Origin of the sequence: Paenibacillus alvei DSM 29, assembly GCF_000293805.1 — a bacterium.
Lineage (GTDB): Bacteria > Bacillota > Bacilli > Paenibacillales > Paenibacillaceae > Paenibacillus_B > Paenibacillus_B alvei.
The window spans coordinates 320,825-346,658 of the sequence record NZ_AMBZ01000007.1; the positions used below are offsets into that span (position 1 = coordinate 320,825).

Below are 25,834 nucleotides of genomic sequence, written 5' to 3' on the forward strand. Positions count from 1 at the left end.
CGTGACTATGTTCAAAAAGATTCTAATCGCCAACCGAGGCGAAATTGCAGCTCGAGTGATCCGCACTTGCAAAACGCTGGGCATTGCCACCGTCAGCATCTACTCGAAAGTGGATAAAGAAGCCCCTCACGTCAAAATGGCGGATGAGGCCTACGAAGTCGGAAATCCCAAAGTAACAGACAGCTATTTAAAAATTGACAAAATTTTAGAAATCGCCCTTCTTTCAAAAGCGGATGCGATACACCCCGGCTACGGACTTCTTTCGGAAAATGCGGAATTTGCACGCCGTTGCGAGGAAGCCGGTATCGTATTTATCGGTCCATCAGCAGATGTCATTGCCCGTATGGGCAGTAAAATTGAAGCCCGAAACAGCATGGAACAGGCAGGCGTGCCTGTTGTCCCCGGCATTTCCTTGCCGTTAGCGGATGCGGAAGAAGCGGCACAGGCAGCCAGCCGTATCGGCTATCCGGTTATGCTGAAAGCCTCGGCCGGCGGTGGCGGCATCGGCATGCAAATCGTAAATAACGAAGCGGAGATGAAGCAAGCATTTGAAGGGAACCAGAAGCGTGCTGCTAATTTCTTCGGAGATGGGGCCATGTATCTAGAGAAGGTCGTGGAAAATCCTCGGCATATCGAAATTCAGATTTTGGCTGACGCCCAGGGGAATACCGTCTACTTATGGGAGCGGGAATGTTCCATTCAACGGCGTCATCAAAAAGTCGTAGAGGAAGCTCCTTCTGCCTTTTTGGATGAACTCATGCGAGAAAAAATGGGAGAAGCGGCGGTTAGGGCGGCTAAATCGATTGGATACCGGAATGCCGGAACGATCGAATTTTTAGTCGACGAGCACAAAAATTTCTATTTCCTTGAAATGAATACTCGTCTGCAGGTGGAGCATACGATTACAGAAGAGATTACCGGCTTGGACTTGGTTGCAGAGCAGCTGCGAATTGCGGCAGGACATTCTTTGAACTTTGGTCAATCTGATGTGAAACGCGAAGGCCATGCGATTGAAGTACGGATTTATGCGGAAGATCCGAAGACGTTCTTCCCATCTCCAGGAGTAATTACAAAGTTTTCCACACCTGAAGGAGAAGGAATCCGCCATGAGCTGGCTGTACACGATGGTTCTGTGGTCACGCCCTTCTATGATCCGATGATTGCGAAGCTGATCGTCAAAGGGAAGGATCGCAATGAAGCGATTGATCGGCTTCAACAGGCGCTGGCCGAGTATCAGGTTGAAGGCATCAAGACAAACATCCCAATGCTGCAAGAAGTCACCGGGCATCCAGCATTCCGTTCAGGCGATACAACAACAGGCTTTGTTGCGAAATATGTACTGGAGCAGACATGACTTGATTGGATAAGGCCTCGGCGAGTTACCGAAAGGCTATTCGTAAAAAAGGAGGTTATTCAGATGAGCAAAATCGTGGCGGTTATGGCGGGGAATGTATATAAGATTCTTGTCAAGCCTGGGGATCAAGTCGAGGCAGGACAAAATGTGGTCGTGTTGGAATCGATGAAAATGGAGATTTCCATTACATCTGGCACCGGAGGGACGGTAAACAAGGTCAACGTGAGCGAAGGCGACTTTGTTGATGAGGGAGAGCTGCTGATCGAGTTGGATTAAACGGATGCTGGGGGTTGGGGGAGATGAACTGGCCGGCGAGTGTGACGATCAAAGAGGTGGGTCCAAGGGACGGATTGCAAAATGAGAAGGTGTTCGTTGCAACAGAAGATAAAATCGCTTGGATCAACCAATTGTCCGGTACCGGAATGAAATCCTTAGAAATCACTTCATTTGTGAATCCGAGGTGGATTCCAGCGCTGGCAGATGCCGCTGAAGTTGCAAAAGGAATTAAGCGTATGCCTGGCATTACGTATTCGGCGCTTGTTCCGAATCGGCAGGGCTTGGAGCGAGCACTTGAAGCCAACGTGGATGAAGCGGCCGTCTTTATGTCTGCCAGCGAGACCCATAATCAAAGGAATATAAACAAGTCAATAAGCATTACTTTTCCCATTCTGCGAGAAGTTGTGCAAGCTGCTCTTTCCGCAGGAAAGTCAGTCCGCGGTTATGTATCAACGGTCTTTGGCTGTCCTTATGAAGGGCCTGTTTCTATCGACGAGGTCATCCGAGTATCGGATAAATTGTTCGAAATGGGGATAAGCGAGTTATCTCTAGGGGATACAATCGGCATTGCAAATCCAAAGCAGGTACAAGACATATTGGGTATGCTTCTAAAGCGTTTTGATGCCAAGAAACTGGCTCTGCACTTTCACGATACGCGTGGAACGGCACTGGCTAATATTCTGGTGTCCATGGACATGGGGATCACAACATTCGATGCCTCTGTCGGAGGACTGGGAGGGTGCCCGTATGCCCCTGGAGCCTCCGGCAATGTCGCTTCGGAAGATTTGCTTTTCATGCTGGATGCGATGGGGATTCAGACGGGGGTAAATCAGGAAAAGCTGCTCTCCGCGGCGCGCTTTATTCAGGAGAAGATCGGAAGAACGTTGCCGAGCCGGAATTTACAGGTCGACAGCTCGAACGAATAAGCAGGTGCATGATTGGGTTCAGGGAAAGAGGGGCGATCATGGAAAAAGCCGTATTAGTCTCTAACAGGGGAAATGGAATTGTGCTCATCACGTTGAACCGGCCGGAAGCCGCCAATTCGTTATCAATCAAGATGCTCGAACAATTGCGTGATGCGGCAGCGGCATGTAAATTGGATCGGACTGTTCGCTGTATCGTAATCACAGGCACTGGCGAGAAAGCATTTTGCGCAGGGGCCGATTTAAAAGAACGCACAGGCATGGACATGAACCAGGTACGCAGAACGGTATCTTTCATTCGCGAAACCATCAATGATGTAGAAGCCTTGCCCCAGCCTGTCATTGCCGCCATGAACGGAGCCGCTGTTGGCGGGGGAATGGAAGTGGCGTTGGCCTGTGACATTCGGATTGCCTCTACAACCGCCACATTCGCCCTTGCGGAGACTTCGCTCGGGATTATTCCCGGCGCTGGAGGAACGCAACGGCTGCCGAGGCTGATCGGGAAGGGGCGCGCGAAGGAACTCATTTTCACGGCAAGAAAAATCGATGCCGAAGAAGCAAGGAACATCGGGCTGGTAGAGGCTGTGTCTCCGCCTGAATTCCTGCTCGATAAGGCCTTAGAAATGGCGGGCCGTATTGTTCGAAATGCTCCAATCGCTGTGACCCAGGCCAAATTTGCTATCGATAAGGGAATGGAAGTGGAGCTGAACACCGGGCTGGCGATTGAGCAGCATGCATATGAAGCGACGATTCCGACAAAGGATCGCTTGGAAGGACTGCAGGCGTTCAAAGAGAAACGTCCTCCCATATTTAAGGGCGAGTAACAAGCATGTCGCAGATAAGGAGGAATAGGGGATGTCCATCGAATTCAATCCGGAGGAGCTGCAGGAACGTGTTTCACGAATCCTCAAAGGAGGGGATCCATCTTATCATCAAAAGAATGCAGATAAAGGGAAGCGATTTGTGCGCGATCGGTTGAAGCTATTGTTTGATCCGGGTTTCGAGCTGGAGGATGCATTGTTCGCTAACTGCGCTGCAGAAGATCTTCCGGCGGATGGTGTCGTTACGGCGATTGGAAAAATGAACGGGAGAACCGTGTGTGTAATGGCCAATGATTCTACCGTAAAAGCCGGTTCTTGGGGATCGCGTACGGTAGAGAAGATCATTCGAATCCAAGAGACGGCGGAGAAAATGAGAGTTCCGTTGATTTATCTCGTGGATTCAGCAGGTGCCCGCATTACAGATCAGGTCGAGATGTTTCCCGGCAGGCGCGGAGCTGGCCGTATTTTTTACAATCAAGTCAAATTGTCGGGCAAAATCCCTCAAATCTGCCTGCTGTTCGGCCCTTCGGCTGCGGGCGGAGCCTACATTCCGGCATTTTGCGATATCGTGATTATGGTAGATGGAAATGCATCGATGTATCTCGGATCCCCGCGAATGGCGGAGATGGTGATCGGAGAAAAGGTTACGCTGGAAGAGATGGGCGGAGCTCATATGCACTGCTCGATTTCCGGGTGCGGGGATGTACTGGCAAAAACCGAAGAAGAAGCCATTTTGATGGCGCGGCGATATCTTTCCTATTTTCCCTCCCATTTTTCTGAACAACCGCCGGTCGCAGAACCAGTGGCACCACCATTCTTTGAAAAATCATTGGAAGAGCTCATCCCGACTAATCAGAATGCCCCGTTCAATATGTATGACCTGATTGATCGGATTATCGACGAGGAATCATTCTTTGAGATAAAGAAGCTGTTTGCCGGAGAGCTCATTACAGGATTGGCCCGAATGAACGGAAAACCAGTCGGGATTATTGCCAATCAGCCGCGGGTGAAGGGAGGCGTGCTGTTCCTTGATTCAGCGGATAAGGCAGCCAGATTTTATTACCCTTTGCGATGCATTTCATATCCCGCTTCTATTTCTTGCCGACGTCCCCCGGTTTTATGATCGGCACGAAGGTGGAGCGAGCAGGAATTATCCGCCATGGGGCGAAAATGATATCAGCTATGTCCGAAGCAACCGTGCCTAAAATTTCGGTAATCGTTCGCAAAGCGTACGGAGCAGGCCTTTATGCGATGGCTGGTCCAGCATTTGAACCAGATTGTTGTCTTGCACTGCCTACAGCCCAAATCGCGGTGATGGGGCCAGAGGCCGCAGTCAACGCCGTATATGCCAATAAAATTGCGGGGCTTCCTGAAAACGAGCGAGCTGCCTTTATCGAACAAAAGCGTGAGGAATATAAACAGGACATTGATATTTACCGGCTAGCCTCGGAAATGATTATTGACGGAATTATTCCTGCCAATTCGCTGCGTACCGAGTTAGTAAACCGTTTCGATGCTTATTCATCAAAGGCTGTCTTCTTCTCAGAGCGCAAGCACCCGGTAAATCCGGTTTAAACCATCGACATTTTCGAACAGCACCAAGCGTTTAGCGGCGCGAGGTGCTGTTTTTGGCGTGTCAAGCATATCATGATCTTGAGCCAAGGGATGAATGGTTTGGATACCACTTTGCCTGTAGGGGAAGGAGGAAGATCCGGATCAGATGGATATTAAACAGCTTCATTATTTTGCAGAAGTAGCCAAGCATAAAAATTTTACAAAAGCTTCGCAGGTTTTGTTTGTTTCTCAGCCATCTATCAGTAAGATGATCAAAAGTCTCGAGGATGAGTTGGGCGTTACTTTGCTTGATCGTTCCGACAGGGAGATTGTACTCACCGATACAGGCAAGCTGGTTAACGAGAAGGCTTTGAAAATTTTACAGATGCTAGAGGATTTATCTTCTTCTGTAAATGAACTGGTTCACGTGCAAAGAGGAAAAGTGACAATGGGGATCATGCCTACAATCAGCGCATTGCTTTTCCCAAAAATCATTGCCGGATTCAAGAAGAGATATCCCAAGATTGAGATTCAAATGGTAGAATACAGCGCGAAACAAGTAATGATGCAGATGGAGCAAGGAAATATCGATTTTGGGGTCACGGTGCTGCCGGTGAACACACGTTTGTATCGAACGGTTTCCTTATTAACGGAAGAACTGGTAGTCATCGTGAGCAGTCATCATTGGCTGGCCGGGAGAAAATCCGTCAGCTTGACCGAATTACAGAATGAGCCGTTCATACTGTTCACCAAGGAATTTGCCCTTCATGACGTAGTAGAGCAAGCATGCTTGCAGGCTGGGTTCGAACCCAAGGTCGCTCATTTGACCTCTCTATGGGATTTCTGTTGCGAGATGGTAGCTTCGCAACTAGGAATATCATTGATTCCGCGGTCGATGGCGAACCGTTTGCACCATCTTGCCATTCATGCCGTTACCGTCTCTCAACCGGAAATTGCTTGGGAGTTGGCTCTCATTTATCCTCGGGATAAATATCTTTCATATGCATCCCGCGCGTTTATCTCCTATCTCAAGGCCAATCCGCCGAATCATCCAGGATTATGAACAGTGGCTAATTCCAATATGAATACGGAACTCTCGGAAAATGGAATTGGCGGGCAACAGATGACTGAAGGGATTGGATGAAGCGGAGTCCAAAACCTATCATAAGGTTTTAGACTCATTATCGGAAACTTCAACCAATCGTCATTGAATTACGGAAAATATAAAAGCGAAAGGGTGCATTTATTTCACTTTGCAATTTTTTATGCCAAGAACCGCATTCGCCGGACAATAGCGGGTTGTGCCTGTAATGATCGGGGCCAATCCAATTAATCCCCACCATCTTCTATAATAAAGTCCCGCAAAGATGATTGCAGCTCCAATCGAGATTCGAATCGCTTGTTCTGTTTTACCAACATTACATTTCAAGTTTTTCCACCTCCGTAAGCGAAGTCAATTTGCTCAAACACATATTAAAGTTACCGCATAATTATGGTTTGAAATAGGGTGCATTCTCATGCGTGGAATAGATTGGCTAATCTAGGTTCAAACACACTCTCCTAATGGGCTGTTAGGGGAGTTTTTTATTTGATTCTTTCTTAATGGTTATATATGGTGGTTATGTGTTATATATACAAAATCATGTTTAATAAGAAAACCCATATATGGAATGTATTATGATATATACTCGAATTAGACTCAAAAAAATTTTATTCCTGTCATAAAAGTTATGAAATTTCGTATTCTTTCTATTTATAAATATAAAAAATTCATACCAAATTACCGATAAAAAATTAATGTAGTACATTAGTACTACAAATTTACATAAAAAGGGGATCACTGTATGAAGAAAAAATCAAACCACTTGAAAGGAAGGAAAGTACTCGTAAGTTTGTTAGTAAGCTTACAAGTGTTCGCTTTTGCGAGTATTTCCTCCGCAGCACCAACCGAACCCAATGATATTGATATGGGGATCGCAGGACTGAACTATAATCGCAATGAGGTTTTGGCTATTCAAGGGGATCAAATCAGTAGTTTTGTTCCCAAAGAAGGCATTCAGTCCAATGGCAAATTTATCGTGGTTGAACGGGACAAAAAATCACTCACAACGTCACCCGTAGATATTTCCATCGTTGATTCAATCACGAATCGCACGTATCCAGGCGCAATACAGCTTGCAAATAAGGATTTTGCCGATAATCAGCCTAGTCTGGTTATGGCTGCGAGAAAACCATTAGATATTAGCATCGATCTGCCTGGTTTGAAGAACGAGAATACAATTTCCGTTCAAAATCCAAATTACGGCACTGTATCTAGTGCCATTGATCAGCTCGTGTCGACTTGGGGCGAGAAGTATTCCAGCACGCATACACTGCCTGCAAGATTACAATACGCTGAATCCATGGTTTACAGCCAAAATCAAATTTCCAGCGCCCTGAATGTGAACGCTAAAGTACTGAACGGTACACTCGGAATCGACTTTAACGCGGTTGCAAATGGCGAGAAAAAAGTGATGGTTGCTGCTTACAAGCAAATCTTTTATACCGTAAGTGCAGGACTGCCCAACAATCCATCAGACTTGTTCGATGACAGTGTGACATTTGCTGAGTTAGCTCGCAAGGGAGTAAGCAATGAGGCACCGCCGCTGATGGTATCTAACGTGGCTTACGGCAGAACTATTTACGTAAAATTGGAAACAACTTCTAAGAGCAATGACGTACAAACGGCATTTAAATTGTTGCTCAATAATCCTAGCATACAAGCTAGCGGACAGTACAAAGATATTTATGAGAACAGCTCGTTTACTGCCGTTGTACTAGGCGGCGACGCGCAAACCCATAACCAAGTCGTTACGAAAGACTTCAATGTTATCCAAAGTGTAATCAAGGACAATGCACAATTTAGCAGCAAGAACCCTGCTTACCCGATTTCATATACAAGTGTCTTCTTGAAAGACAATTCCATTGCTGCTGTTCACAACAATACCGAGTATATCGAGACGAAAACGACGGAATATTCGAAGGGTAAAATTAAGCTTGATCATAGTGGTGCATATGTAGCTCAGTTTGAAGTATATTGGGATGAATTTTCATATGATGCAGATGGACAAGAAATCGTGACTCGTAAAAGTTGGGATGGAAATTGGCGCGATAGATCTGCTCATTTCTCAACAGAAATCCCACTTCCTCCTAATGCCAAGAACATAAGAATTTTTGCGAGAGAATGCACAGGTCTTGCTTGGGAATGGTGGAGAACAGTTGTTGATGAATATAACGTTCCGTTAGCAAGCGATATTAATGTTTCGATTTGGGGAACAACGTTATATCCGAAATCATCCATTACTCACTAATTATATATGAATGTATGAACATCTCCTCATTTAATTGGGGAGATGTTTTTTCTTTTGCATGTTTTTGCTGCTTACTCATTTATGATAGAATTTGCACTAATTACATCGGTAGTGAAGAGATGTTCGGGGGTTATACAAAAATTCTTTGTACTATTTGTATACTATGATAAACTTGATTTCATAATTAGATTCAATTGATGGTATGGGAATGCCCTTATTTTGAACTATGGAAGTCAACCGATATATGTCATCTTTATAGAAAGAAACCATGTTTTCAAGCTTACCCTATACAATTTGACGTAGGGAAGCGGGCTTCAATGCACGACCCTTCCCTTGAAGGCTAATTACGAAATCTGCGACCCAATCCATATTCAATGTATCTAAATCACGGAATATAGTACGTTTCGTTACTTCAAATTTATCTGCTAATTCTTGAATCGTAACTCGTTCTTTATTCGTTACCCCCCCAATAATGCCTATCAACCTGTCAATCTTCAAAGAATCACCTTCTCATGCTTGCTTTATTGTGTGGTGTATTATATCAAATTGTTCTTGCTGATGCTCAGACTTCGAATAGCTAAAAATACCGCTTCAAAATATATTGACAACAAAACAGATGGGACTATTTAACTTATTTAGTAATATTATTTCCTAGTCTAGAAATGTTGACGAAATTTGAATAATCGTGTTACTATTAACTCGAATTCAAGATATACGGATTCGAACCTTTTTACACTTTTTAAAGGTGGGATTAAGAAATGGGTTTTTTAAATAGGTTCTTTGCTTCAAATAAAAAGGAGGAAAAAGTAATGGCAGAATTAAATATCGGAATCATTATTGGATCAACACGTGAAGGGCGTGTAAGTCCACAGGTGGCACAATGGGTAAAAGAAATTGCAGATCAACGCGGAGATGCGAATTATACAATTATTGATATTGCAGATTACAAATTGCCTTTACTAGGTGAACCAGGGCAAGATGCTTCTGGTGCACAAGCTTGGTCAGAAGTGATTGCAAAGCAAGATGGGTTTGTTTTCATCGTACAAGAGTACAATCATTCCATTACAGGTGCTCTCAAAAATGCACTGGATTATTTACGAGTTGAATGGAATAACAAAGCTGCGGGTATTGTATCTTATGGCTCTGTAGGTGGTGCGCGAGCGGCTGAACATTTGCGTGGTATTATGGGTGAGCTATTAATTGCAGATGTACGTGTACATCCAGCCTTGTCACTATTCACAGATTTTGAAAATGGTACTGATTTTAAACCAAAAGCAGTGCAAACCGATTCTGTTAACCAAATGTTAGACCAATTAATTCCTTGGTCCAAAGCTTTATATACAATTCGTTAATTTGAATAATTTATTTCACTAGTAAAGGAAGTATTTGTATGCATATTGAATGGTCAAATACACAGATGTATAACACGATTATGTCTATTGCAACAGGAATAGGTCTCTTGCAGCTAGTCCGTTTTGGATGGCTTCTTAAAAGAGGAAGACAAGTAAGTTTAGAGGGATGGGCTATAGGATTTGCTGTATCCGGCTTTATTCTTACTCTTCTGGGTGGAGCCATGACGCTCACATGGCCTTTATCCAAAGTAGGATTTCCTTTTGACGATATTATATTTGGAGAACCCTCTCTTGCATTTGGAGTAATGTTGCTTGCAGGGGCAGTTATCCTTTGGCGTATGTCAAATAAAATATCGAAAAATGAACAAATGACAAAAGAGTTCAAAAAGGACTCAAAAGTAATTCTTGATCAGACTGTCGAAATGGCTCGTCCTCTTTCTTATTTTGCTTCAGCGATGGGACTTGCCCTGATTTCAATTGCAATTGCAGGTGTATATTTCCAACTGTTTGCAGCGCCGCCTGAAGAACCTATTTCAGGTCAGTTTGCAGACTACCCTATGCTTGAAGCATCGTTTATTTCAGGACTATACGCACTTACTGGAATTGGAGCTATTTTGCTGCCCTTCTCATTAGCGAATAGAGAGTCTTTTGTTGTTAAAATTATGAGTACTGTTTGGACAATTACGGGAGTGTCATTCACTTTATTCGGAGCATTGAATTATTTCACTCATATTGGATTAATTGTAAATACGATGTAATAAAGAAGCAGTCATATCTACCACCTGGTGTGCATCTTAACACCTTCAAGAGAATGTTTTTATGTCGCAAGATATGAAGACAACCTTGGAGGTGTTTTTTGCGTTGGCATTAACATGATCTCACAATAATCGGATGATGATATCATCTGACGACCATCTAATCCAATATTTCTTTCTGTTCTTCTTCGTTACTCAGTCCATTCAATTCAAAAAAGGGACATAAGATCCTAAATGTTACTTTTAGGTGCCTATATAACTTAAAAGTGCGTACTTACCTTCGCAAAAGATACTCCTTATAATACATGTTGTGGACATCTTCAAACCTAACGCGAATGATAGAACTAACTCCATTGGACTTATTCATACAGCTTTAATATGGTGCTTGGAGCTGTGAATCCTTATTCGTTGGAGTATAGCGTTAGAAGAAAACGATCAAAATAGCGGTAAAGATCGGGTACTTCAAAGTCTGGTTGAAATAAAGAATTTGAAGAGAGGAGGATAGGATACTATGCCATTCATTGAGCTAAATACTTGGCCAACGATGTCAACAGATGAAAAAAGGAATTCATTTATAATGTAACCGAACTTACAACAAAATTATTAAAGATTGTCCCTGACAAAATTCAAGTATTGATAAAAGAACTCGAGAAAGAAAACTGGGGAAAAGCTGGGGCAGCCGCAATCGATGCTAATTTTGCAGAGAAGAGCAGGATGGTCAATTGGAATACAAAAGAGTCTTATCATGCACTGGATAATAACATAGATGGAATGGCTGTCATCACGATTGATATATGGAATACATTTGATCAAGATACAAAGGATAAATGGGTAAACCAGCTTACACAAATAACTTCTAAATTCACTCATGCACCTATGGACAAAGTACTTATCGTCATTCGTGAAATGATTCCAGGTAACTGGGGACAAAGTGGTGTAACGGGAGCAGATAAAGACTTTCTTTCCAAAAGTCGGACATTTTAAATAAAGACCACGCATTCGAAACAGATAATAATGGAGGTAATTGGAATGACCAAAAATTTGCAGGATACAACGACGTTGCATAACGGTGTAAAAATGCCTTGGTTTGGTATTGGAGTATTTAAAGTAGAAGAGGGGCCTGAGTTAGTTAATGCGGTAAAAGCAGCTATTGCGAATGGTTATCGTAGTGTTGATACTTCAGCTATCTATGGTAATGAAGAAGGAGTCGGACAAGGCATCCGTGAAGGAATTCAAAAAGCTGGGATTTCAAGAGAAGACTTGTTTGTAACTTCCAAAGTATGGAATGCTGATTTGGGATATGAGTCCACAATTGCCGCATACGAAACAAGTTTAAAAAAGCTCGGGCTGGAATATCTTGATTTATACCTCGTTCACTGGCCTGTAGAAGGTAAGTATAAAGACGCATGGAAAGCGTTAGAGACCCTTTATAAAGAAGGAAGAGTAAAAGCAATCGGGGTAAGTAATTTTCAAATTCATCATCTTGAAGAATTGATGAAAGATGCAGAAATTAAACCGATGGTGAATCAAGTGGAGTACCATCCGCGTTTGACTCAAAAAGACCTCCAATCGTTCTGCCAAGAACATGGAATCCAGCTAGAGGCATGGTCCCCATTAATGCAAGGGCAATTATTAGACAACGAGGTTTTTAACAGAAATTGCGAGAAAATATAACAAATCTGTAGCTCAAGTCATTTTGCGATGGGATTTACAAAATGGTGTTGTGACGATTCCAAAGTCTACAAAAGAACATCGAATTATTGAAAACTCTATAGTGTTTGACTTTGAGTTAACGGTAGAAGATATGAAAAAAATTGACGGTTTAAATCAGAACCATCGAGTGGGTCCAGATCCGGACAATTTTGATTTCTAATGAATTCCTTCATATATAGGAACGTGTAGGAAGGAGAACTTCATGAGTGTATTTTCCAATCACCACGGCTATAATCGGATGTATAAAGAAGGGGAGTTGACACTAGGACTCCACATTCCATTAGAAAATTATCAGTTCGGAACTCCGACAATGGAGAAGCAAGTAGAGTTATCGCAATTAGCTGAGCATTATGGTTTTACCGGTTTATGGCTTCGAGATGTAATATTAGAAGATCCTTCGTTTGGCGACCCAGCAGTAGGTCAAATTTATGATATGCTTATTTATTTAACCTATTTAGCAAGCCAGACGAAAGAAATCGCCTTAGGAACGTCTGCGATTGTCCTTACATTACGTCATCCCTTACGAGTGGCTAAGGAAATCGCGACGATCGACCGTTTATTTCCAGAACGCTTAATTATGGGAGTTTCTTCTGGTGATCGGAGAGCCGATTTCCATGGTCTGAACGTTAATCATGATGATCGAGGAGATCGATTCATTGAATCATTTCATTATTTAAATCAAGTGTTATATAAAGAGTATCCTTCTATTCGATCTTCTTTAGGAGTCATTCAGGGCAGTAATTTAGTTCCAAAACCGACAAAGCGAATTCCGACGATCATTACAGGATATGCGCAGCAGTCGATGGAATGGTTTGCGGAAAATGGCGACGGATGGATGTATTATCCGAGAAGTCCGCAATTTCAAGCCGAGGCGATTCGACAGTGGAGAGAACTTGTGGAGCAGTACCATCCTGGGGTCTTTAAACCATTTACACAGCCCATGCATTTGGATTTATCAGAGGATCCAAATGAAATGCCTACCCCGATTCGTTTGGGATTCCGAGTAGGGCGGAATCGATTAGTAGAATTACTGAACATATATAAAGAAATTGGCGTAAATCATCTTTTCTTTGCATTATTTGATGGGAAAAGGCCGGCTGAAGAAGTTATTCATGAGCTAGGCGAAGACGTGTTGCCTCATTTTCCTGCAATCAAGCAGCAATAAGAAAATTACAGGGGAGTGGAATTGTTGGAGTTCATATCCTTATCCACTCCTTATTTTATAAAAATGAAGTGTTGATTGAGCTAAAAGCAGTTGTGGTAAATGCGAGGGAAGAGGAAACTACATTTAATGTTGGAGGGATTTCAAATGTTTATGAATTTGAAAGGGAAGACTGCGCTAGTTACGGGATCTACAGCAGGTATTGGGAAAGCAATTGCTATGTCATTAGCAATGGAAGGCGTTACGGTCATTATAAATGGACGCCATGAAGAAAAGGTTAAGCAAACCATGAAAGAAATTCAAGAACAGGCTCCTGAAGCTGTCCTTCAGTCATTAGTATCTGATTTAGGATCAGAAAAAGGGTGCCAAAAGGTTATAGAGGAATACCCAGAAGTAGATATTCTTATTAACAACTTAGGGATTTTTGAGCCAAAAGAATACTTTCATATTCCTGATGAAGATTGGTTTAAGATGTTTGAGGTCAACATTATGAGTGGTGTTCGGCTTACTCGATGGTACCTGAATCAAATGATTCAAAAAAGAAGGCCGGGTTATATTTATCGCTAGTGAAGCAGCCATTATGCCTTCTCAAGAAATGGCCCATTATAGCGCGACTAAGACGATGCAGCTCTCGCTGTCACGCAGTTTAGCCGAGCTGACGAAAGGCACAAACGTAACCGTCAACACGATTATGCCTGGTTCCACTCTAACGGAAGGCGTGGAAACGATGCTAAACAGCTTATATCCAAATGAGAAATTGAACATGGAGGAAGCTGAATTGCGGTTTATGAAAGAAAATCGGCCAACTTCTATCATTCAGCGGCTTATTCGACCAGAAGAAATAGCACATTTTGTTACGTTTTTAAGTAGTCCTCTTTCTTCAGCTATTAATGGTTCTGCTTTAAGAATCGATGGAGGATTAGTACGTAGTGTATTTTAATGGAATGCGGGTACTGCGCCTTCATTCAATTGCAAATTCTGAGCTTAAATTACAAAAAACCTGTACTTTTTTATCCATGTAGATAAGAAAGTACAGGTTTTTTATATATGATCTGACCCGTCAATCGTTTTTAAAGAGACTGGATAAACCTCCAAAAGTTTCTCATCCCAGCGCAAACGAAGGCTCGTGCTAGCGCATTACCATGTCGGCGATAGGATAATCCGGTTGCATGCTTAATACTTGAATATTCCGTCGCAGGCGGTTATATCGCAGCGAGCAGTAATCCAGGTAATCATCCCCTGTATAATGACGCAGCAGGGCCCACACCGTCCATAACAAATCCTGGGCCATCATATAGCATTTGACCTTCATCAGATCATCCTGCGTCAACGCATTGCCGTAATAGGCTTCAAACAGTTGGTCAATCGCCTCTGCTGTCAAACGCGATTCGATGATATACGCAGCAATATCAAAAGCAGGATCGTTCATTCCGGAATATTCCCAATCAATCAAATAGACACTGCCGTCCCCGTCTACAAGAAAATTCTCTGGAACCGTATCATTATGGCAAGGTACGGAAAGGACATTTTTGACATGGTCTTGCATGAAACGAAGCAATTGCTCTTTTAAGGGCGCGTAGTCAAAAAACAATTCACCGTTGATCTGCGTGACAATAGTTTCATATTTGGCAAGCTCACTGAGCCAATCAAACTTGTTAGGGAAGTGCTTGGGACTACCATGAATCTTCTTTAGTAAAGAAGAAACGGCCTGCAAGCTTTGCAAAGCCATGGGGCCTGCCGCGGCAAGCGTTGTGCTATCGGGAATATATTTGCTGATCTTAATGCCGCTTTCCTCATCAAAATAGATACACTCCGAATTTACGCCAAACTCCGAAGCGATGCCGTTGTTTACACGCTCTATCCTGCGGTCGATCATCTGATCCGTCAGGTTACCGGGCTTGCGAATCACGTACTCCGTTCCGTGGATATTCATAATGTAGTTATAATTGGTCAACCCGCCCGCAAAACGAGATTTGTCAAAAACAATACGCTCGTCTTCAAAAAACAGACGGAGTTTTCGCTGCACCAGTTCTTCCATATTCATTTGTTTGGATAAAAAGTCGGTTAGAGGTTTCATGATGGCCTTTTCTCGGCATTCCATATACATGCGTTAACCATTGTATACACTCGCCGCACAGATTTTTCCACAATTATAGCAAGATAGCAGGAGAATTTCAATGAAACGAACGAGCTTGAGGGCGTTCTGGTACTTGTGATGCAAGAAAGACGTTTTTGTACCAGATTGTCGGTAAAAGGGGCATTAGAATCCTAAAATCATCTACCGAATCCTCCATAATCACGGAGCGAACCTATGTTAACCTGCAAGTAGGAGTTGAAGTATCTGATATTAATAGCGGATTCACAAATTAAAATACCCAGGTGAGGTGAGGTTCGATTGGAATACCGGGGAGAAGAAGCTCTTGGGCTTGTGGAAACATTGGGCATGGTTCCTGCCATTCAAGCGGCGGACGCTATGCTTAAAGCAGCAGATGTTGTTCTTGTATCCTATGAGAATGTGGGTTCCACGCTTGTAACGATAATGGTAAAAGGTGATGTCGCGGCAGTTCGTTCGGCAGTAGAGGCTGGCGCTGAAGCGGCAGCGAAGATCGGCAAAGTCACTGCCCATAATGTGATGCCGCGTCCGCTCAGTTCTATTGCAGGAATTGTGAAAGCGCATGCAATTAACGCTTAATTGCCGGGAAGGGAGAGAGGTTATGAGCAAGCATGATGCACTGGGTTTCATTGAAACCTTTGGAATTGTATTCGTCATGGAAGCGGCGGATGCCATGTGCAAAGCGGCCGATGTAGATTTGATCGGTTACGAAAACGTGGCGTCCGGTTATATATCTGTCCTTGTTCGCGGAGATGTAGGGGCTGTAAGGGCTGCAGTAGATGCAGGTGTTGCCGCTGTACAGGCGATGGGGACTGAGGTGTACTGTTCCAACGTTATTCCTAATCCACACCCAGACATTGAAAAGATCATTGCCCGCTATGCCCTTCCTTCTTAAGGGCAGGTTATCGATAAATTCAAGGGAGGTGACCGTGATAAACGACATCTTTGTTATGAAATCGAAGGTTTATTCAGGCGAACAGTCACTGAAGAAACTGGCGGAAATTCAAGGTAAGAAAGCCTGTATCGTTTCCGACCAGATGATGGAGAAGTTGGGTTATCTGGAGCAAGTGGTTGATCTGTTGCAAAGCGGTGGAATCTCTACTGCAGTGTTTACCGGTGTTAAGCCGGATCCCAACGTCAGTATTGTGGCCGAAGCGCTTCAAGTGTATTGGGAAAGCGGCGCTGATGTGTTACTGGCGCTGGGCGGTGGCTCGGTCATTGATACAGCAAAGGGCGTTCTGTACTTCGCCCGGCAATATGCACAGGAGAAAGGCGCGCCTTTTGTCAAACCATCATTTATTGCCATTCCTTCTACCAGCGGCACCGGATCGGAAGTAACCGACTTTTCGGTAATTACGGTAGACGGAGACAAAATCGTGATCGTGGATGATTTTATCGCACCAGACATCGCGATTCTCGATTCCACCCTTACCAAGCAATTGCCAAACAAAGTGGTGGTGGACACCGGAATGGATGTTCTGACTCATGCGCTGGAGGCTTATGTCTCTGCCAAAGCGACCGACTTTACCGATGCATTAGCCGAAAAGGCCGTCCAACTGGTATTTGCTCATCTGGAAACGCTTTACCACAATCCGGCAGATGCAGAGGCGCGGATTCGGGTGCAGCATGCATCCTGTATGGCGGGAATGGCGTTTACTAACGCCGGTCTTGGTATCATTCATAGTATGTCCCACGCCTTTGGCGGAACGTTTCACATTGCTCACGGACGGGTGAATTCCCTGCTTCTTGAGGCGGTAATGGAGTATAACGCCAACTTGGGCGGAAAAGCCATAGACAGGGTTTGCGAACGTTATGCTAGGCTCGCTTCGCTGCTGCACTTGCCGGCCCGAACCGCCCGTGAAGGAACCGTAAGTTTGATCCAGGCAATTGGAAAGCTGAAACGCTCCATCGGTATCGAAACCGGAATCCGCGAACTTGGCGTCGATCAGGATGCTTTTGAGGAGGCGTTGTCCCGTATGGCGCGAACCGCGATGGCAGACCGCTGTACGCCAACCAATCCTCGTCAGCCAACGGAGGAAGAGTTGGCGCACATTTACCGTAAAAGCTTTTAATAGGTTGTTCAAATAGTCCGCTTTTGATCACGAAGTAAATCATGAAGTGGACTCGGCATCGAATCTTGAATTCAGCCGGTCTAAGCAGATGCTTACGAAGTATGTTTCCTCCGGAAACATTTCAGGTGCTCATGTACCCAAAACGTACACTCCGCTCCTCAGGCCCTAGCTTCATCCAACTGAAGCGTTTTGAAAAAACGCACATCGGAAGCATAAGCTCCGGTGCTGAAAACCGGCCTTTTTGAACACGCATTTTATATATATAAATCCTACAAGATTGCGAGGGAAATATATTGGATATTCATGAGTTTTCAAGCAAATTTGCCGAAGCTACGAAAGCCATGGCTCCTCAAGAACGAGCAGCGATCATGAAGCTGTTCCAGGGAATTTCTAAGGGGCTATCAGATAAAGGAGCTCAACCGCTGACAGCAGACGGCTCGAGTCAGCATCGCAAGGAAGAATGCGCATACCCGGAGGGAATGACCGAGCGTTTGCGGGCTTTGAAAGAACATTATTTGACCGCTACGCCAAGCATTACAACCTATCGTGCCAGAGCCTTTACTCAGGTATACAAGGAAAATCCGGGTCTGCCAGCAATTATGCTGCGTGCCAAGGCTTTCCGCAAAGCGTGTGAAGAGGCTCCGCTGCTCATCCAGGACAACGAGTTGATTGTTGGTCATCCTTGCGGCGCGCCGCGCGCAGGCGCTTTCTCGCCTGACATTGCTTGGCGCTGGACCCGGGATGAGCTCGATACCATTCACAACCGTCCTCAGGATCCGTTCTACATCTCCGAGGAAGACAAGCGGATTATGCGCGAGGAGCTGTTCCCGTTCTGGGAAGGCAAATCGGTGGATGAAATTTGTGAACAGCAATATCGGGATGCTGGTCTGTGGGAATTTTCCGGCGAAGCATTCGTCAGCGATCTTTCCTATCATCAGATCAACGGCGGCGGAGACTCCAACCCAGGCTACGATGTCATTCTTATGAAGAAAGGGATGCTGGATATCCAGCGGGAAGCCAAAGAGCACATTGCGAAGCTGTCCATGCAAAACCCGGAAGACATCGACAAAATCTATTACTATAAATCCGTGCTGGATACGACCGAAGGCGTGATGGCGTATGCCAAACGGATGTCTGAATACGCATACCAACTGGCTGCTAAAGAAACAAATCCGAAGCGCAAGGCGGAGTTGCAAAAAATCGGTGAAGTCAACGCTCGCGTGCCGGCTCACGCTCCGACTACATTCCATGAGGCCATGCAATCGGTCTGGACCGTAGAATCTTTGCTCGTAGTGGAAGAAAATCAGACAGGCATGTCTGTCGGCCGTGTGGACCAATATATGTATCCTTTCTATGAGGCGGACAGAAAAGCAGGCCGTTTGACAGAGTTTGAAGCATTTGAGATTGCAGGCTGTTTCCTAATCAAATGCTCGGAAATGATGTGGGTTTCCAGCGCGGGCGGCTCCAAGTTCTTTGCCGGCTACCAGCCGTTCGTCAATATGTGTGTCGGCGGACAAAAACGAGAGGGGGGCGATGCCACCAACGACTTGACTTACCTGCTCATGGATGCAGTACGTCATGTCGGCGTTTATCAGCCTTCACTTGCTTGCCGTATCCACAATAGTTCTCCTCAGAAATATTTGAAGAAGATTGTGGATGTCGTTCGTGCTGGTTTGGGCTTCCCAGCCTGCCATTTCGATGATTCCCACATCAAGATGATGCTGATGAAGGGCTGCAGTATCGAAGATGCTCGCGATTACTGTCTGATGGGCTGTGTGGAACCGCAAAAATCCGGGCGCTTGTATCAATGGACCTCCACCGGATACACCCAGTGGCCGATTGCCATTGAGTTTGTCCTTAACCGTGGCAAAATGCTCTGGCACGGAAGCAAGCCAGGATTGGACATGGGCGATCTGCGGAACTTCTCGACCTATGAGGAATTTGAAGCGGCGGTTAAGAAGCAGGTAGAATACATCACCGAGCTTTCCGCAGTGGGTACCGTGATTAGCCAGCGCGTTCACCGCGATTATGCGCCAAAGCCGCTTATGTCGATCATGTATGAAGGCACGATGGAGACTGGCCGCGACGTTTCCGCCGGCGGCGCCATGTATAACTGGGGACCTGGCTTGATCTGGTCCGGTCTGGCAACTTACACCGATTCGATGGCTGCCATCAAGAAGCTGGTTTACGATGACAAAAAATATTCGCTCGAGCAAATCCGTGACGCGTTGCTGGCCGATTTCGAAGGTTATGAGCAGATTCACAAGGATTGTCTGGACGCGCCAAAATTCGGCAACGACGACGATTATGCCGATCGTATCGCCGCCGATATCACCGGGTGGACTGAGAACTATCACCGCAAATTTAAAACGCTGTACTCCACCTTCAGTCACGGTACGCTTTCGATTTCGAATAATACGCCTTTCGGCGAGATGACCGGTGCTACCGCCAATGGGCGCAAAGCTTGGCTGCCGCTGTCCGACGGTATCAGCCCGACTCAGGGTCATGACAAGAAGGGCCCGACGGCTATTATCAAATCAATTAGCAAAATAGATGTCGAAGCCATGAATATTGGTATGGTGCATAACTTCAAACTTTTACGCGGTTTGCTGGAAACACCTGAAGGAGAGAACGGACTGATTAATCTGTTGCGGACGGCCTCCATTCTCGGAAACGGTCAAATGCAGTTCAGTTATGTGGATAATGAAACGCTGATTAAAGCGCAGCAAAATCCTGATCAATACCGTGATTTGATTATTCGGGTCGCTGGCTATAGCGCATACTTTGTGGAATTGTGTAAAGAAGTGCAGGATGAGATCATCAGCAGAACGATGATTGAGCATTTCTAAAAATAGCCCCGTGCTCTTCTCCGGTGCTGTACGCCGGGGAAGAGACATTCTGGCAATTAGATATGCGGAAAGGGAGGAGCCACAGCTATGGATTCAGGTATGCCGGAAAGGCAGGCACGTATTTTCAACATTCAAAAATACTCCATATATGACGGCCCCGGTATCCGAACGCTTGTTTTCTTCAAGGGATGTCCCCTGCGCTGTCAGTGGTGTGCGAACCCAGAGGGTCTGGAAAAGAAATATCAGGTAATGTACCAACGGGATTTGTGCAACGATTGCGGCGCATGTGTTGCGGCGTGTCCCCGAGGAATTCACCGTCTGGACACTTCCGGGTCGCAGGAGCCTTCCAAGCTGCAGCATGTGGTGGACCGGAAGATCGAGTGCATGGGTTGTCGGGAATGTGAGAAGGTTTGTCCCGCACGGGCGCTCTCTATCGTCGGGAAGAATATGACGGTATCGGAAATTGTGGAAATTGTAGAGCAGGATATGCTGTTCTACACGACATCCGGGGGTGGCGTCACGTTGGGCGGCGGCGAAGTATGTGCGCAGTCCGAGTTTGCGGTCAATTTACTCAAGGAATGCAAGCGCTCCGGAATCCATACGGCCATTGAAACCTCTGGGCATACCAAACCGGAAGCGATTTTGGCCATGGCCGAATTTACCGATTTGATCTTATACGATCTGAAACATATGGATTCGGATCGCCATTATCAACTGACGGGTGTACGCAACGAGCGCATTCTCGAAAATTTGCGGGAACTGATCACCCGCAAACATAACGTGGAGGTGCGGATGCCGCTAATGAAGGGGCTCAATGATGATGAGGACACCATCCGCGAAACGGTAGAGTTTCTGCTTCCCTATAAGGAATACCGTAATTTTAAAGGCATCGATTTGCTCCCTTATCACAAGCTGGGGATTAACAAATACAGGCAATTGGATATGGCTTACACCGTTGAACGCGATCTAAGCCTTAATGAAGCCGATCTGGAGCGTATTGAACGTCAAATCAGCCAATACCATTTCCCAGTCCGGGTAATCAAACATTAAGAGCATGCTTACGAAGCCAGTTTTGTTTAGTAAAGCTAGCGCTTTACAAACTCGCAAATCTTTAAGGAGGACGTTTATGGAGCAGCCTGCTGGACCTGATCTCGGGCGGATTATTCAGGAGTCGGTGCCGGGCAAACAAGTGACGCTGGCCCATATCATTGCTTCACCCGTGCCTGACATGTATGAAAGACTCGGCATCGATGAAGCGGGGGCAATTGGCATATTAACACTGTCGCCCAGCGAAACCTCCATTATTGCCGCCGATATCGCCACCAAGGTGGCAGATGTGAAAATCGGCTTTCTGGATCGCTTTACTGGTTCGGTGCTTCTCACCGGAGATATAGCCAGTGTGGAAACCGCGTTACGGACCATCATTGAGACGTTGAGCGGTAGTCTGGGTTTTGCGACGGCGGAAATTACACGGACATGAAAAAACGCATTATGCTGATCGGCCCTACAGACTGCGGAAAAACGACGCTGGCCCATGCGCTTGATGGTACGAATCGCCCGTTGCGGAGGACGCAGGATATTATCTATGGGCCGAAGACGATCGATACACCGGGCGCATATGTCGAGAATACCTGGATGTACAGCCATTTGATTGCAACGGCGCAGAACGCAAGCCATATTTTGATATTGGTGGATCAGTCCCGGCATCTGGAAGTCTACTCGCCCGGCTTTGCGTCTTCTTTCACAAAGCCCGTTGTCGGGGTAATAACGCAAGCCGATCTTGCGCTGGAAAATGAGAACGATTGTGTACAAGTTTTGAAACGTGCCGGGATAACCGAACCCTTTTTCCGCATTAGTCTTCCCGTGGGAAGGGGAATCGGGGAATTGAAACGTTATTTGTTCGGGTAATATGAGTGGAGTTGAGACCATGAAATTTATTACCGAAATGGAATTGCGCAATGTGTACAGGATAGGGCCTTTTACATCATACATGGTGGAGCATGGAAGCCGATTAACGCCAGAGGCGCGCCAGTTCTTGACAGATCGCCAGATCGCCGTGTCCTATGGTACGCAAGAGAAAAACCAGGAACAAAAGCAAGAGCCAGTCCCTAATCCGGAGCAACAAGCGGAAGAGCCGGATTGGCGGCGTGGGAAGCTGCGCTGTCAGATGCAGTCCGTCTCAGCCCTGTTCTTGTTAACTGGGCAGGAGCTGCTGGAGCGGGATGTGCTTCTGGCACAGAAGGTACTAGAGCTGTCAAAGCTTTTTTCAGCCCTCCAGAAAGGGGAAGGGGGCGGCACATCTGCTGCCGATTTATCTTTCCATGGTTGTACCGGCATTACTTGCGATGTTCTTTTTGAGGATGCGGGAGATTGCTTTGAGGTGACCGAGTTTCACATTCAATTGGAAAAGGGCAAAGAAATTGCTTTGCTGCACCATCTGCGCAGCGCTTTGCGGGAGCTTGGGTTTGCGGTGTTGGAAGCCGCAGCAGGCAGTCCCCAAGAAAAGCCGGAGAAACCTGTTATTCCTGGAATCAACTATATGATTAACGCATTAAGCTCGCTTATTTGCAGAACTACAGGAGGTAGAACATGCCAGAAACAAAACCCTTCGCATACTGCGATCAACTGGTAAAACAATTTGAAGCGGTCATCCAGAAACCGATTGCAGGGCGGTCTTCGTTCTACTATACCGGTGTGGATCTGGGAACGGCCTGTGTGGTGCTTACGGTGTTGGATGAGACCCGGAAACCGGTGGCAGGAGCTTACCGCTACGCCGATGTCGTCCGCGACGGAATGGTAGTGGACTACTTAGGAGCAATTCAGATCGTGAGGGAGCTTAAAGCGCAGTTGGAGCAGCAATTGGATGCAGAACTTGAATATGCGGCTTCGGCGATTCCTCCGGGAACCGATTTACTGGATGCTGGCGCCATCAAGCATGTGATCCAGGGTGCGGGATTTGAAGTTACGGCTTTATTGGACGAACCTACGGCGGCTAATGCCGTGCTGCAAATATCCGACGGAGCCATTGTAGACATTGGAGGCGGAACAACAGGCATTTCGATTCTGAAAAATGGAAAGGTTGTCTATGTCGCCGACGAAGCAACGGGAGGCACTCACTTTTCTTTGGTGATTGCCGGGGCATACCAGATGAGTTTTTCTGAAGCGGACTGTTTCAAGCGCGACCCTGCCCATCACCAAGAATTGCTGCCGCTGCTCCGGCCGGTCATTGATAAGGTTGCTTCCATCATCAACCGCCATGTTGTGGGCCATGAGGTCAAGGAATTGTACTTGGTCGGCGGCACCTGCTGCTTGTCCGATATGGAGACAATCATTGAGCAGAAGACCGGCATTGCTACCTATAAGCCTAGCAACCCTCTGTTTGTCACGCCGCTGGGCATTGCTCTGAATTGTACGCAGGAGGCGATGTGAGTGGAATTTCGGATTATCAAATCTCCTTCCAAGGGGACGCTTGACATTTTGCTTCGTCGCAGAGGAGCGCCCAGTAGTCGGGAAGTTCCCCAATGTGACGCGATAGGATTGGTGCAGGGAAGGCTGATTGATATGGTCTGGGCCGCTGATGTAGCTGAAAAAGTGGTGGGCGTAACCGTGGAGGATATTCGCGGCAGTTGCCCGCAAAACATGATTCTTCTCGCTATTTTTGGGGACACAGCTTCCGTGGAGGACGCCATCGCCGAGATTAAGCAGAGGAGCGGAAAAGCGGGGAGGAAGGAATGCAATGATTGCGGCTGAATTGATTCACAATATCTGGTCTACCCGTAAAGCCGATTCCCTTGTAGGAATGAAACTGATGCTGGCCGAGGTGATTGGTGGAAGTGACGACGGGGGCCGTTTGATTGTAGTCGATACGATCGGCGCTGGCATAGGTGATCGGGTGATTGTCTGCACCGGCTCTTCGGCCCGCAAGATGCTGCATACAGACGATGTTCCAGTGGATGCCGTCGTCGTCGGCATCATCGACGCGGACTGCGTGTTCGAATAAATATTCGAACAGTAATCGAATGCAGCGAGAGGGGGCGAGAACTGTGAAAAAACTAATATGTGCTGCGGATGTAGAAGGATGGGCGGCTTCCGGACAGAAGCAATGCTGCATTGACCGTAACACGATTGTGACACCGGCGGCCCGTGATAGGGCAATAGAGCTGGGGTTAGAGTTTACCAATGAGCCTTGTGGGACTAAGAGCTCCGAAGCCGCAGGCTGCAAGACTCAAGATGATCTCGACATGAATGCTATTTTTAAAATTTTCAAGATGTTATCGGAAAAAGGACTGGTTGAAAAGCTGTTGGGAACGACTATCGAGCCACCTTATCAAGCGGAGACGGATCCGACTGGCTTGAAACTTGTGCGGGGCCGGACGGTAAAAATGGAAGCTTACGAAACGGGAACAGCTAGCGCCAAGGTATATCGTCAAGAGGTAATCGGGAAGCCGGATAGTTCCATGAGCGCAGGGTTTCTGACTGTCGACCGCGGTAGCTTCGAGCAGGAGACAGCCGACGCAGAAACTTATATCGTGTTGGAAGGCACGCTCGATGTCACTTTGAACGAGAGAACCTTCACCGCCCATGAGGGGGATGTACTCTTCATCCCCAAAGGGGTGAAAGCGACCAAGGGATCGTCGAACTGCGCGAGGATGTTTTATATGACTTACCCGGCGGGCGAACCTGATCGGAAGCTGCAGTAACAGGAGGTGATAGCATGCAGGCGCTTGGATTAATTGAAACGCGGGGACTTCTTCCAGCGATTGAATGTCTGGACATCATGCTCAAATCAGCTCAGGTCGAACTGATAGAAAAGTGCAATGTGGGCGGCGGGCTAGTGACCATCGCGGTAACCGGCGATGTTGGCGCTGTTCAAGCATCCGTGGAGGCGGGTGCCTCCGCGGCGCAACAATTGGGCAGTGATGTGCTTATCAGCCGACATGTTATTCCAAGACCCCACAACGACATAGCGAGCATCATCGGCCGGCGCAGCGTTTCGAATTTCACCAAGGAGAAGGACGAGCTGGCGCTGCCAGTACAGCATACTCAGGCGGCGGAACAGTTTCCAAAGCAGCTGCCTGAGCAAACGCCAGAGCAGACCTCGAAACGTTACACAGCGTCTGATGTTCAACTGGGCGATGCGCCCAATATTCCACTGGACATGGCTCCTAAAGTTCCACTGGAAGCAGCACCCGAAGTCTCATTCAATATCGGTGGTGATGAAGACTTCCCTGTACTAACAGCCGATCACGCTCAGGCTCTTGCGTCTAAAGACGTCAGTCCAGAACCAGACAATCAAGATGCGGCAGATGGAGATCCGGCAGTGCTAGACAGTCCACTCAAACACCAAATTGATGTGCTGGTAAAGGAATCAGGGCTTGACAAAGCAATGGAACTGCTGGAAACAATGACTGCTGTTAGGCTGCGCGGACTGGCCAGAGAGTGCAGCCCCGCATATGGGATGAGCATGACGACAATTTCGAAGGCAAACAAGGTCAAACTGCTCAAGCGGTTCCGCCATTATTATCAGCAGTAAACAGTAA

Annotated in this window: 25 protein-coding genes and 4 pseudogenes; 26 read left to right on the forward strand and 3 right to left on the reverse strand. The window is 46.2% G+C overall.

Features of this window, described 5'->3' with window-relative positions; translation table 11 throughout:
- The first annotated feature begins 7 nt into the window (after window positions 1-7).
- The 6 genes and pseudogenes from PAV_RS22685 to PAV_RS22710 all read left to right on the forward strand — a co-directional run bounded on the left by PAV_RS22685 (window position 8) and on the right by PAV_RS22710 (window position 5,991).
- Window positions 8-1,354, forward strand: coding sequence for an acetyl-CoA carboxylase biotin carboxylase subunit (locus PAV_RS22685; RefSeq protein ID WP_005550124.1), 1,347 nt, complete (start codon window positions 8-10; stop codon window positions 1,352-1,354).
- A 63-nt stretch (window positions 1,355-1,417) separates the two neighbouring features.
- Window positions 1,418-1,630, forward strand: a complete 213-nt coding sequence (locus tag PAV_RS22690) for an acetyl-CoA carboxylase biotin carboxyl carrier protein subunit (RefSeq protein WP_005550125.1) — start codon at window positions 1,418-1,420, stop codon at window positions 1,628-1,630.
- Between the two features lie 23 nt (window positions 1,631-1,653).
- A complete protein-coding gene (locus tag PAV_RS22695; protein ID WP_005550127.1) occupies window positions 1,654-2,556 on the forward strand; it encodes a hydroxymethylglutaryl-CoA lyase in 903 nt (300 codons plus the stop codon).
- 38 nt (window positions 2,557-2,594) lie between these two features.
- Window positions 2,595-3,377: an enoyl-CoA hydratase gene (locus PAV_RS22700; protein WP_005550130.1), complete on the forward strand. Its 783-nt coding sequence runs from the start codon at window positions 2,595-2,597 to the stop codon at window positions 3,375-3,377.
- A 31-nt stretch (window positions 3,378-3,408) separates the two neighbouring features.
- A pseudogene (locus PAV_RS22705) lies at window positions 3,409-4,949 on the forward strand (acyl-CoA carboxylase subunit beta).
- 145 nt (window positions 4,950-5,094) lie between these two features.
- On the forward strand, window positions 5,095-5,991 hold the full coding sequence (locus PAV_RS22710; RefSeq protein ID WP_005550135.1) for a LysR family transcriptional regulator: 897 nt from the start codon (window positions 5,095-5,097) through the stop codon (window positions 5,989-5,991).
- A 180-nt stretch (window positions 5,992-6,171) separates the two neighbouring features.
- Here PAV_RS22710 and PAV_RS22715 read toward each other — a convergent pair whose 3' ends face one another.
- On the reverse strand, window positions 6,172-6,357 hold the full coding sequence (locus tag PAV_RS22715; protein WP_005550136.1) for a YgaP family membrane protein: 186 nt from the start codon (window positions 6,355-6,357) through the stop codon (window positions 6,172-6,174).
- A gap of 415 nt (window positions 6,358-6,772) precedes the next feature.
- Here PAV_RS22715 and alv point away from each other — a divergent pair, with 415 nt between their 5' ends.
- Window positions 6,773-8,278: a cholesterol-dependent cytolysin alveolysin gene (gene alv, locus PAV_RS22720; RefSeq protein WP_005550140.1), complete on the forward strand. Its 1,506-nt coding sequence runs from the start codon at window positions 6,773-6,775 to the stop codon at window positions 8,276-8,278.
- A 285-nt stretch (window positions 8,279-8,563) separates the two neighbouring features.
- On the opposite strand, the gene PAV_RS22725 is transcribed toward alv, so the two are convergent.
- On the reverse strand, window positions 8,564-8,776 hold the full coding sequence (locus PAV_RS22725; protein WP_005550141.1) for an HTH domain-containing protein: 213 nt from the start codon (window positions 8,774-8,776) through the stop codon (window positions 8,564-8,566).
- Window positions 8,777-9,087: 311 nt separating this feature from the next.
- Between PAV_RS22725 and PAV_RS22730 the strand changes: the two genes are divergently transcribed.
- From PAV_RS22730 to PAV_RS22755, 6 genes and pseudogenes are all read left to right on the forward strand, one after another.
- Window positions 9,088-9,630 carry an NADPH-dependent FMN reductase gene (locus tag PAV_RS22730; RefSeq protein ID WP_005550142.1) on the forward strand — a complete coding sequence of 181 codons (543 nt, stop codon included), beginning with the start codon at window positions 9,088-9,090 and terminating at the stop codon, window positions 9,628-9,630.
- A 38-nt stretch (window positions 9,631-9,668) separates the two neighbouring features.
- Window positions 9,669-10,388, forward strand: a complete 720-nt coding sequence (locus PAV_RS22735; RefSeq protein WP_005550143.1) for a DUF981 family protein — start codon at window positions 9,669-9,671, stop codon at window positions 10,386-10,388.
- A 508-nt stretch (window positions 10,389-10,896) separates the two neighbouring features.
- Window positions 10,897-11,369 (forward strand): annotated as a pseudogene (locus PAV_RS22740) (tautomerase family protein).
- Between the two features lie 45 nt (window positions 11,370-11,414).
- Window positions 11,415-12,258, forward strand: a pseudogene (locus tag PAV_RS22745) (aldo/keto reductase).
- A 42-nt stretch (window positions 12,259-12,300) separates the two neighbouring features.
- Window positions 12,301-13,263, forward strand: coding sequence for an LLM class oxidoreductase (locus PAV_RS22750; protein ID WP_005550146.1), 963 nt, complete (start codon window positions 12,301-12,303; stop codon window positions 13,261-13,263).
- A 144-nt stretch (window positions 13,264-13,407) separates the two neighbouring features.
- Window positions 13,408-14,200 (forward strand): annotated as a pseudogene (locus PAV_RS22755) (SDR family NAD(P)-dependent oxidoreductase).
- A gap of 189 nt (window positions 14,201-14,389) precedes the next feature.
- Here PAV_RS22755 and PAV_RS22760 read toward each other — a convergent pair.
- Window positions 14,390-15,337 carry a choline kinase family protein gene (locus PAV_RS22760; RefSeq protein WP_005550147.1) on the reverse strand — a complete coding sequence of 316 codons (948 nt, stop codon included), beginning with the start codon at window positions 15,335-15,337 and terminating at the stop codon, window positions 14,390-14,392.
- A 318-nt stretch (window positions 15,338-15,655) separates the two neighbouring features.
- On the opposite strand from PAV_RS22760, the gene PAV_RS22765 reads away from it, so the two are divergent.
- From PAV_RS22765 to PAV_RS37005, 13 genes are all read left to right on the forward strand, one after another.
- On the forward strand, window positions 15,656-15,952 hold the full coding sequence (locus PAV_RS22765; protein ID WP_005550149.1) for a BMC domain-containing protein: 297 nt from the start codon (window positions 15,656-15,658) through the stop codon (window positions 15,950-15,952).
- A 22-nt stretch (window positions 15,953-15,974) separates the two neighbouring features.
- Window positions 15,975-16,268 carry a BMC domain-containing protein gene (locus tag PAV_RS22770; RefSeq protein WP_005550150.1) on the forward strand — a complete coding sequence of 98 codons (294 nt, stop codon included), beginning with the start codon at window positions 15,975-15,977 and terminating at the stop codon, window positions 16,266-16,268.
- 34 nt (window positions 16,269-16,302) lie between these two features.
- Window positions 16,303-17,445: a 1-propanol dehydrogenase PduQ gene (locus PAV_RS22775; RefSeq protein ID WP_005550153.1), complete on the forward strand. Its 1,143-nt coding sequence runs from the start codon at window positions 16,303-16,305 to the stop codon at window positions 17,443-17,445.
- A gap of 293 nt (window positions 17,446-17,738) precedes the next feature.
- Window positions 17,739-20,294 (forward strand): choline trimethylamine-lyase, encoded by a 2,556-nt coding sequence (gene cutC / locus PAV_RS22780; protein ID WP_005550155.1) that lies wholly within the window; start codon window positions 17,739-17,741, stop codon window positions 20,292-20,294.
- 87 nt (window positions 20,295-20,381) lie between these two features.
- Window positions 20,382-21,344, forward strand: coding sequence for a choline TMA-lyase-activating enzyme (cutD, locus tag PAV_RS22785; protein WP_005550157.1), 963 nt, complete (start codon window positions 20,382-20,384; stop codon window positions 21,342-21,344).
- A 76-nt stretch (window positions 21,345-21,420) separates the two neighbouring features.
- Window positions 21,421-21,774: a BMC domain-containing protein gene (locus PAV_RS22790; RefSeq protein ID WP_005550158.1), complete on the forward strand. Its 354-nt coding sequence runs from the start codon at window positions 21,421-21,423 to the stop codon at window positions 21,772-21,774.
- Window positions 21,771-22,202, forward strand: a complete 432-nt coding sequence (locus tag PAV_RS22795; protein WP_005550160.1) for a EutP/PduV family microcompartment system protein — start codon at window positions 21,771-21,773, stop codon at window positions 22,200-22,202. The genes PAV_RS22790 and PAV_RS22795 overlap by 4 nt, the downstream gene beginning before the upstream one ends.
- A 19-nt stretch (window positions 22,203-22,221) precedes the next feature.
- Window positions 22,222-22,926, forward strand: a complete 705-nt coding sequence (locus PAV_RS22800) for a hypothetical protein (protein WP_005550161.1) — start codon at window positions 22,222-22,224, stop codon at window positions 22,924-22,926.
- A complete protein-coding gene (gene eutJ, locus PAV_RS22805; protein ID WP_005550162.1) occupies window positions 22,884-23,723 on the forward strand; it encodes an ethanolamine utilization protein EutJ in 840 nt (279 codons plus the stop codon). The genes PAV_RS22800 and eutJ overlap by 43 nt, the downstream gene beginning before the upstream one ends.
- The gene (locus tag PAV_RS22810; protein ID WP_005550163.1) at window positions 23,724-24,044 is read left to right on the forward strand and encodes a microcompartments protein; all 321 of its coding nucleotides are present in this window, start codon (window positions 23,724-23,726) and stop codon (window positions 24,042-24,044) included.
- Window positions 24,031-24,294 (forward strand): EutN/CcmL family microcompartment protein, encoded by a 264-nt coding sequence (locus tag PAV_RS22815; protein WP_005550164.1) that lies wholly within the window; start codon window positions 24,031-24,033, stop codon window positions 24,292-24,294. The genes PAV_RS22810 and PAV_RS22815 overlap by 14 nt, the downstream gene beginning before the upstream one ends.
- Window positions 24,295-24,337: 43 nt before the next feature.
- Window positions 24,338-24,994, forward strand: a complete 657-nt coding sequence (locus PAV_RS22820; protein WP_005550165.1) for a cupin domain-containing protein — start codon at window positions 24,338-24,340, stop codon at window positions 24,992-24,994.
- A gap of 14 nt (window positions 24,995-25,008) precedes the next feature.
- On the forward strand, window positions 25,009-25,827 hold the full coding sequence (locus PAV_RS37005; protein WP_005550166.1) for a BMC domain-containing protein: 819 nt from the start codon (window positions 25,009-25,011) through the stop codon (window positions 25,825-25,827).
- Window positions 25,828-25,834 lie beyond the last annotated feature (7 nt).

Excerpts from the sequence above, each read along its gene's own strand:
- PAV_RS22750 (WP_005550146.1), top strand. The coding sequence starts at position 12,301 with ATGAGTGTATTTTCCAATCACCACGGCTATAATCGGATGTATAAAGAA.
- PAV_RS37005 (WP_005550166.1), top strand. The coding sequence starts at position 25,009 with ATGCAGGCGCTTGGATTAATTGAAACGCGGGGACTTCTTCCAGCGATT.
- PAV_RS22690 (WP_005550125.1), top strand. The coding sequence starts at position 1,418 with ATGAGCAAAATCGTGGCGGTTATGGCGGGGAATGTATATAAGATTCTT.
- PAV_RS22800 (WP_005550161.1), top strand. The coding sequence starts at position 22,222 with ATGAAATTTATTACCGAAATGGAATTGCGCAATGTGTACAGGATAGGG.
- PAV_RS22815 (WP_005550164.1), top strand. The coding sequence starts at position 24,031 with ATGATTGCGGCTGAATTGATTCACAATATCTGGTCTACCCGTAAAGCC.
- PAV_RS22695 (WP_005550127.1), top strand. The coding sequence starts at position 1,654 with ATGAACTGGCCGGCGAGTGTGACGATCAAAGAGGTGGGTCCAAGGGAC.
- PAV_RS22710 (WP_005550135.1), top strand. The coding sequence starts at position 5,095 with ATGGATATTAAACAGCTTCATTATTTTGCAGAAGTAGCCAAGCATAAA.
- PAV_RS22790 (WP_005550158.1), top strand. The coding sequence starts at position 21,421 with ATGGAGCAGCCTGCTGGACCTGATCTCGGGCGGATTATTCAGGAGTCG.
- PAV_RS22700 (WP_005550130.1), top strand. The coding sequence starts at position 2,595 with ATGGAAAAAGCCGTATTAGTCTCTAACAGGGGAAATGGAATTGTGCTC.
- PAV_RS22685 (WP_005550124.1), top strand. The coding sequence starts at position 8 with ATGTTCAAAAAGATTCTAATCGCCAACCGAGGCGAAATTGCAGCTCGA.
- PAV_RS22795 (WP_005550160.1), top strand. The coding sequence starts at position 21,771 with ATGAAAAAACGCATTATGCTGATCGGCCCTACAGACTGCGGAAAAACG.
- eutJ (WP_005550162.1), top strand. The coding sequence starts at position 22,884 with ATGCCAGAAACAAAACCCTTCGCATACTGCGATCAACTGGTAAAACAA.
- PAV_RS22770 (WP_005550150.1), top strand. The coding sequence starts at position 15,975 with ATGAGCAAGCATGATGCACTGGGTTTCATTGAAACCTTTGGAATTGTA.
- PAV_RS22735 (WP_005550143.1), top strand. The coding sequence starts at position 9,669 with ATGCATATTGAATGGTCAAATACACAGATGTATAACACGATTATGTCT.
- cutD (WP_005550157.1), top strand. The coding sequence starts at position 20,382 with ATGGATTCAGGTATGCCGGAAAGGCAGGCACGTATTTTCAACATTCAA.
- PAV_RS22730 (WP_005550142.1), top strand. The coding sequence starts at position 9,088 with ATGGCAGAATTAAATATCGGAATCATTATTGGATCAACACGTGAAGGG.
- PAV_RS22760 (WP_005550147.1), bottom strand. The coding sequence starts at position 15,337 with ATGAAACCTCTAACCGACTTTTTATCCAAACAAATGAATATGGAAGAA.
- alv (WP_005550140.1), top strand. The coding sequence starts at position 6,773 with ATGAAGAAAAAATCAAACCACTTGAAAGGAAGGAAAGTACTCGTAAGT.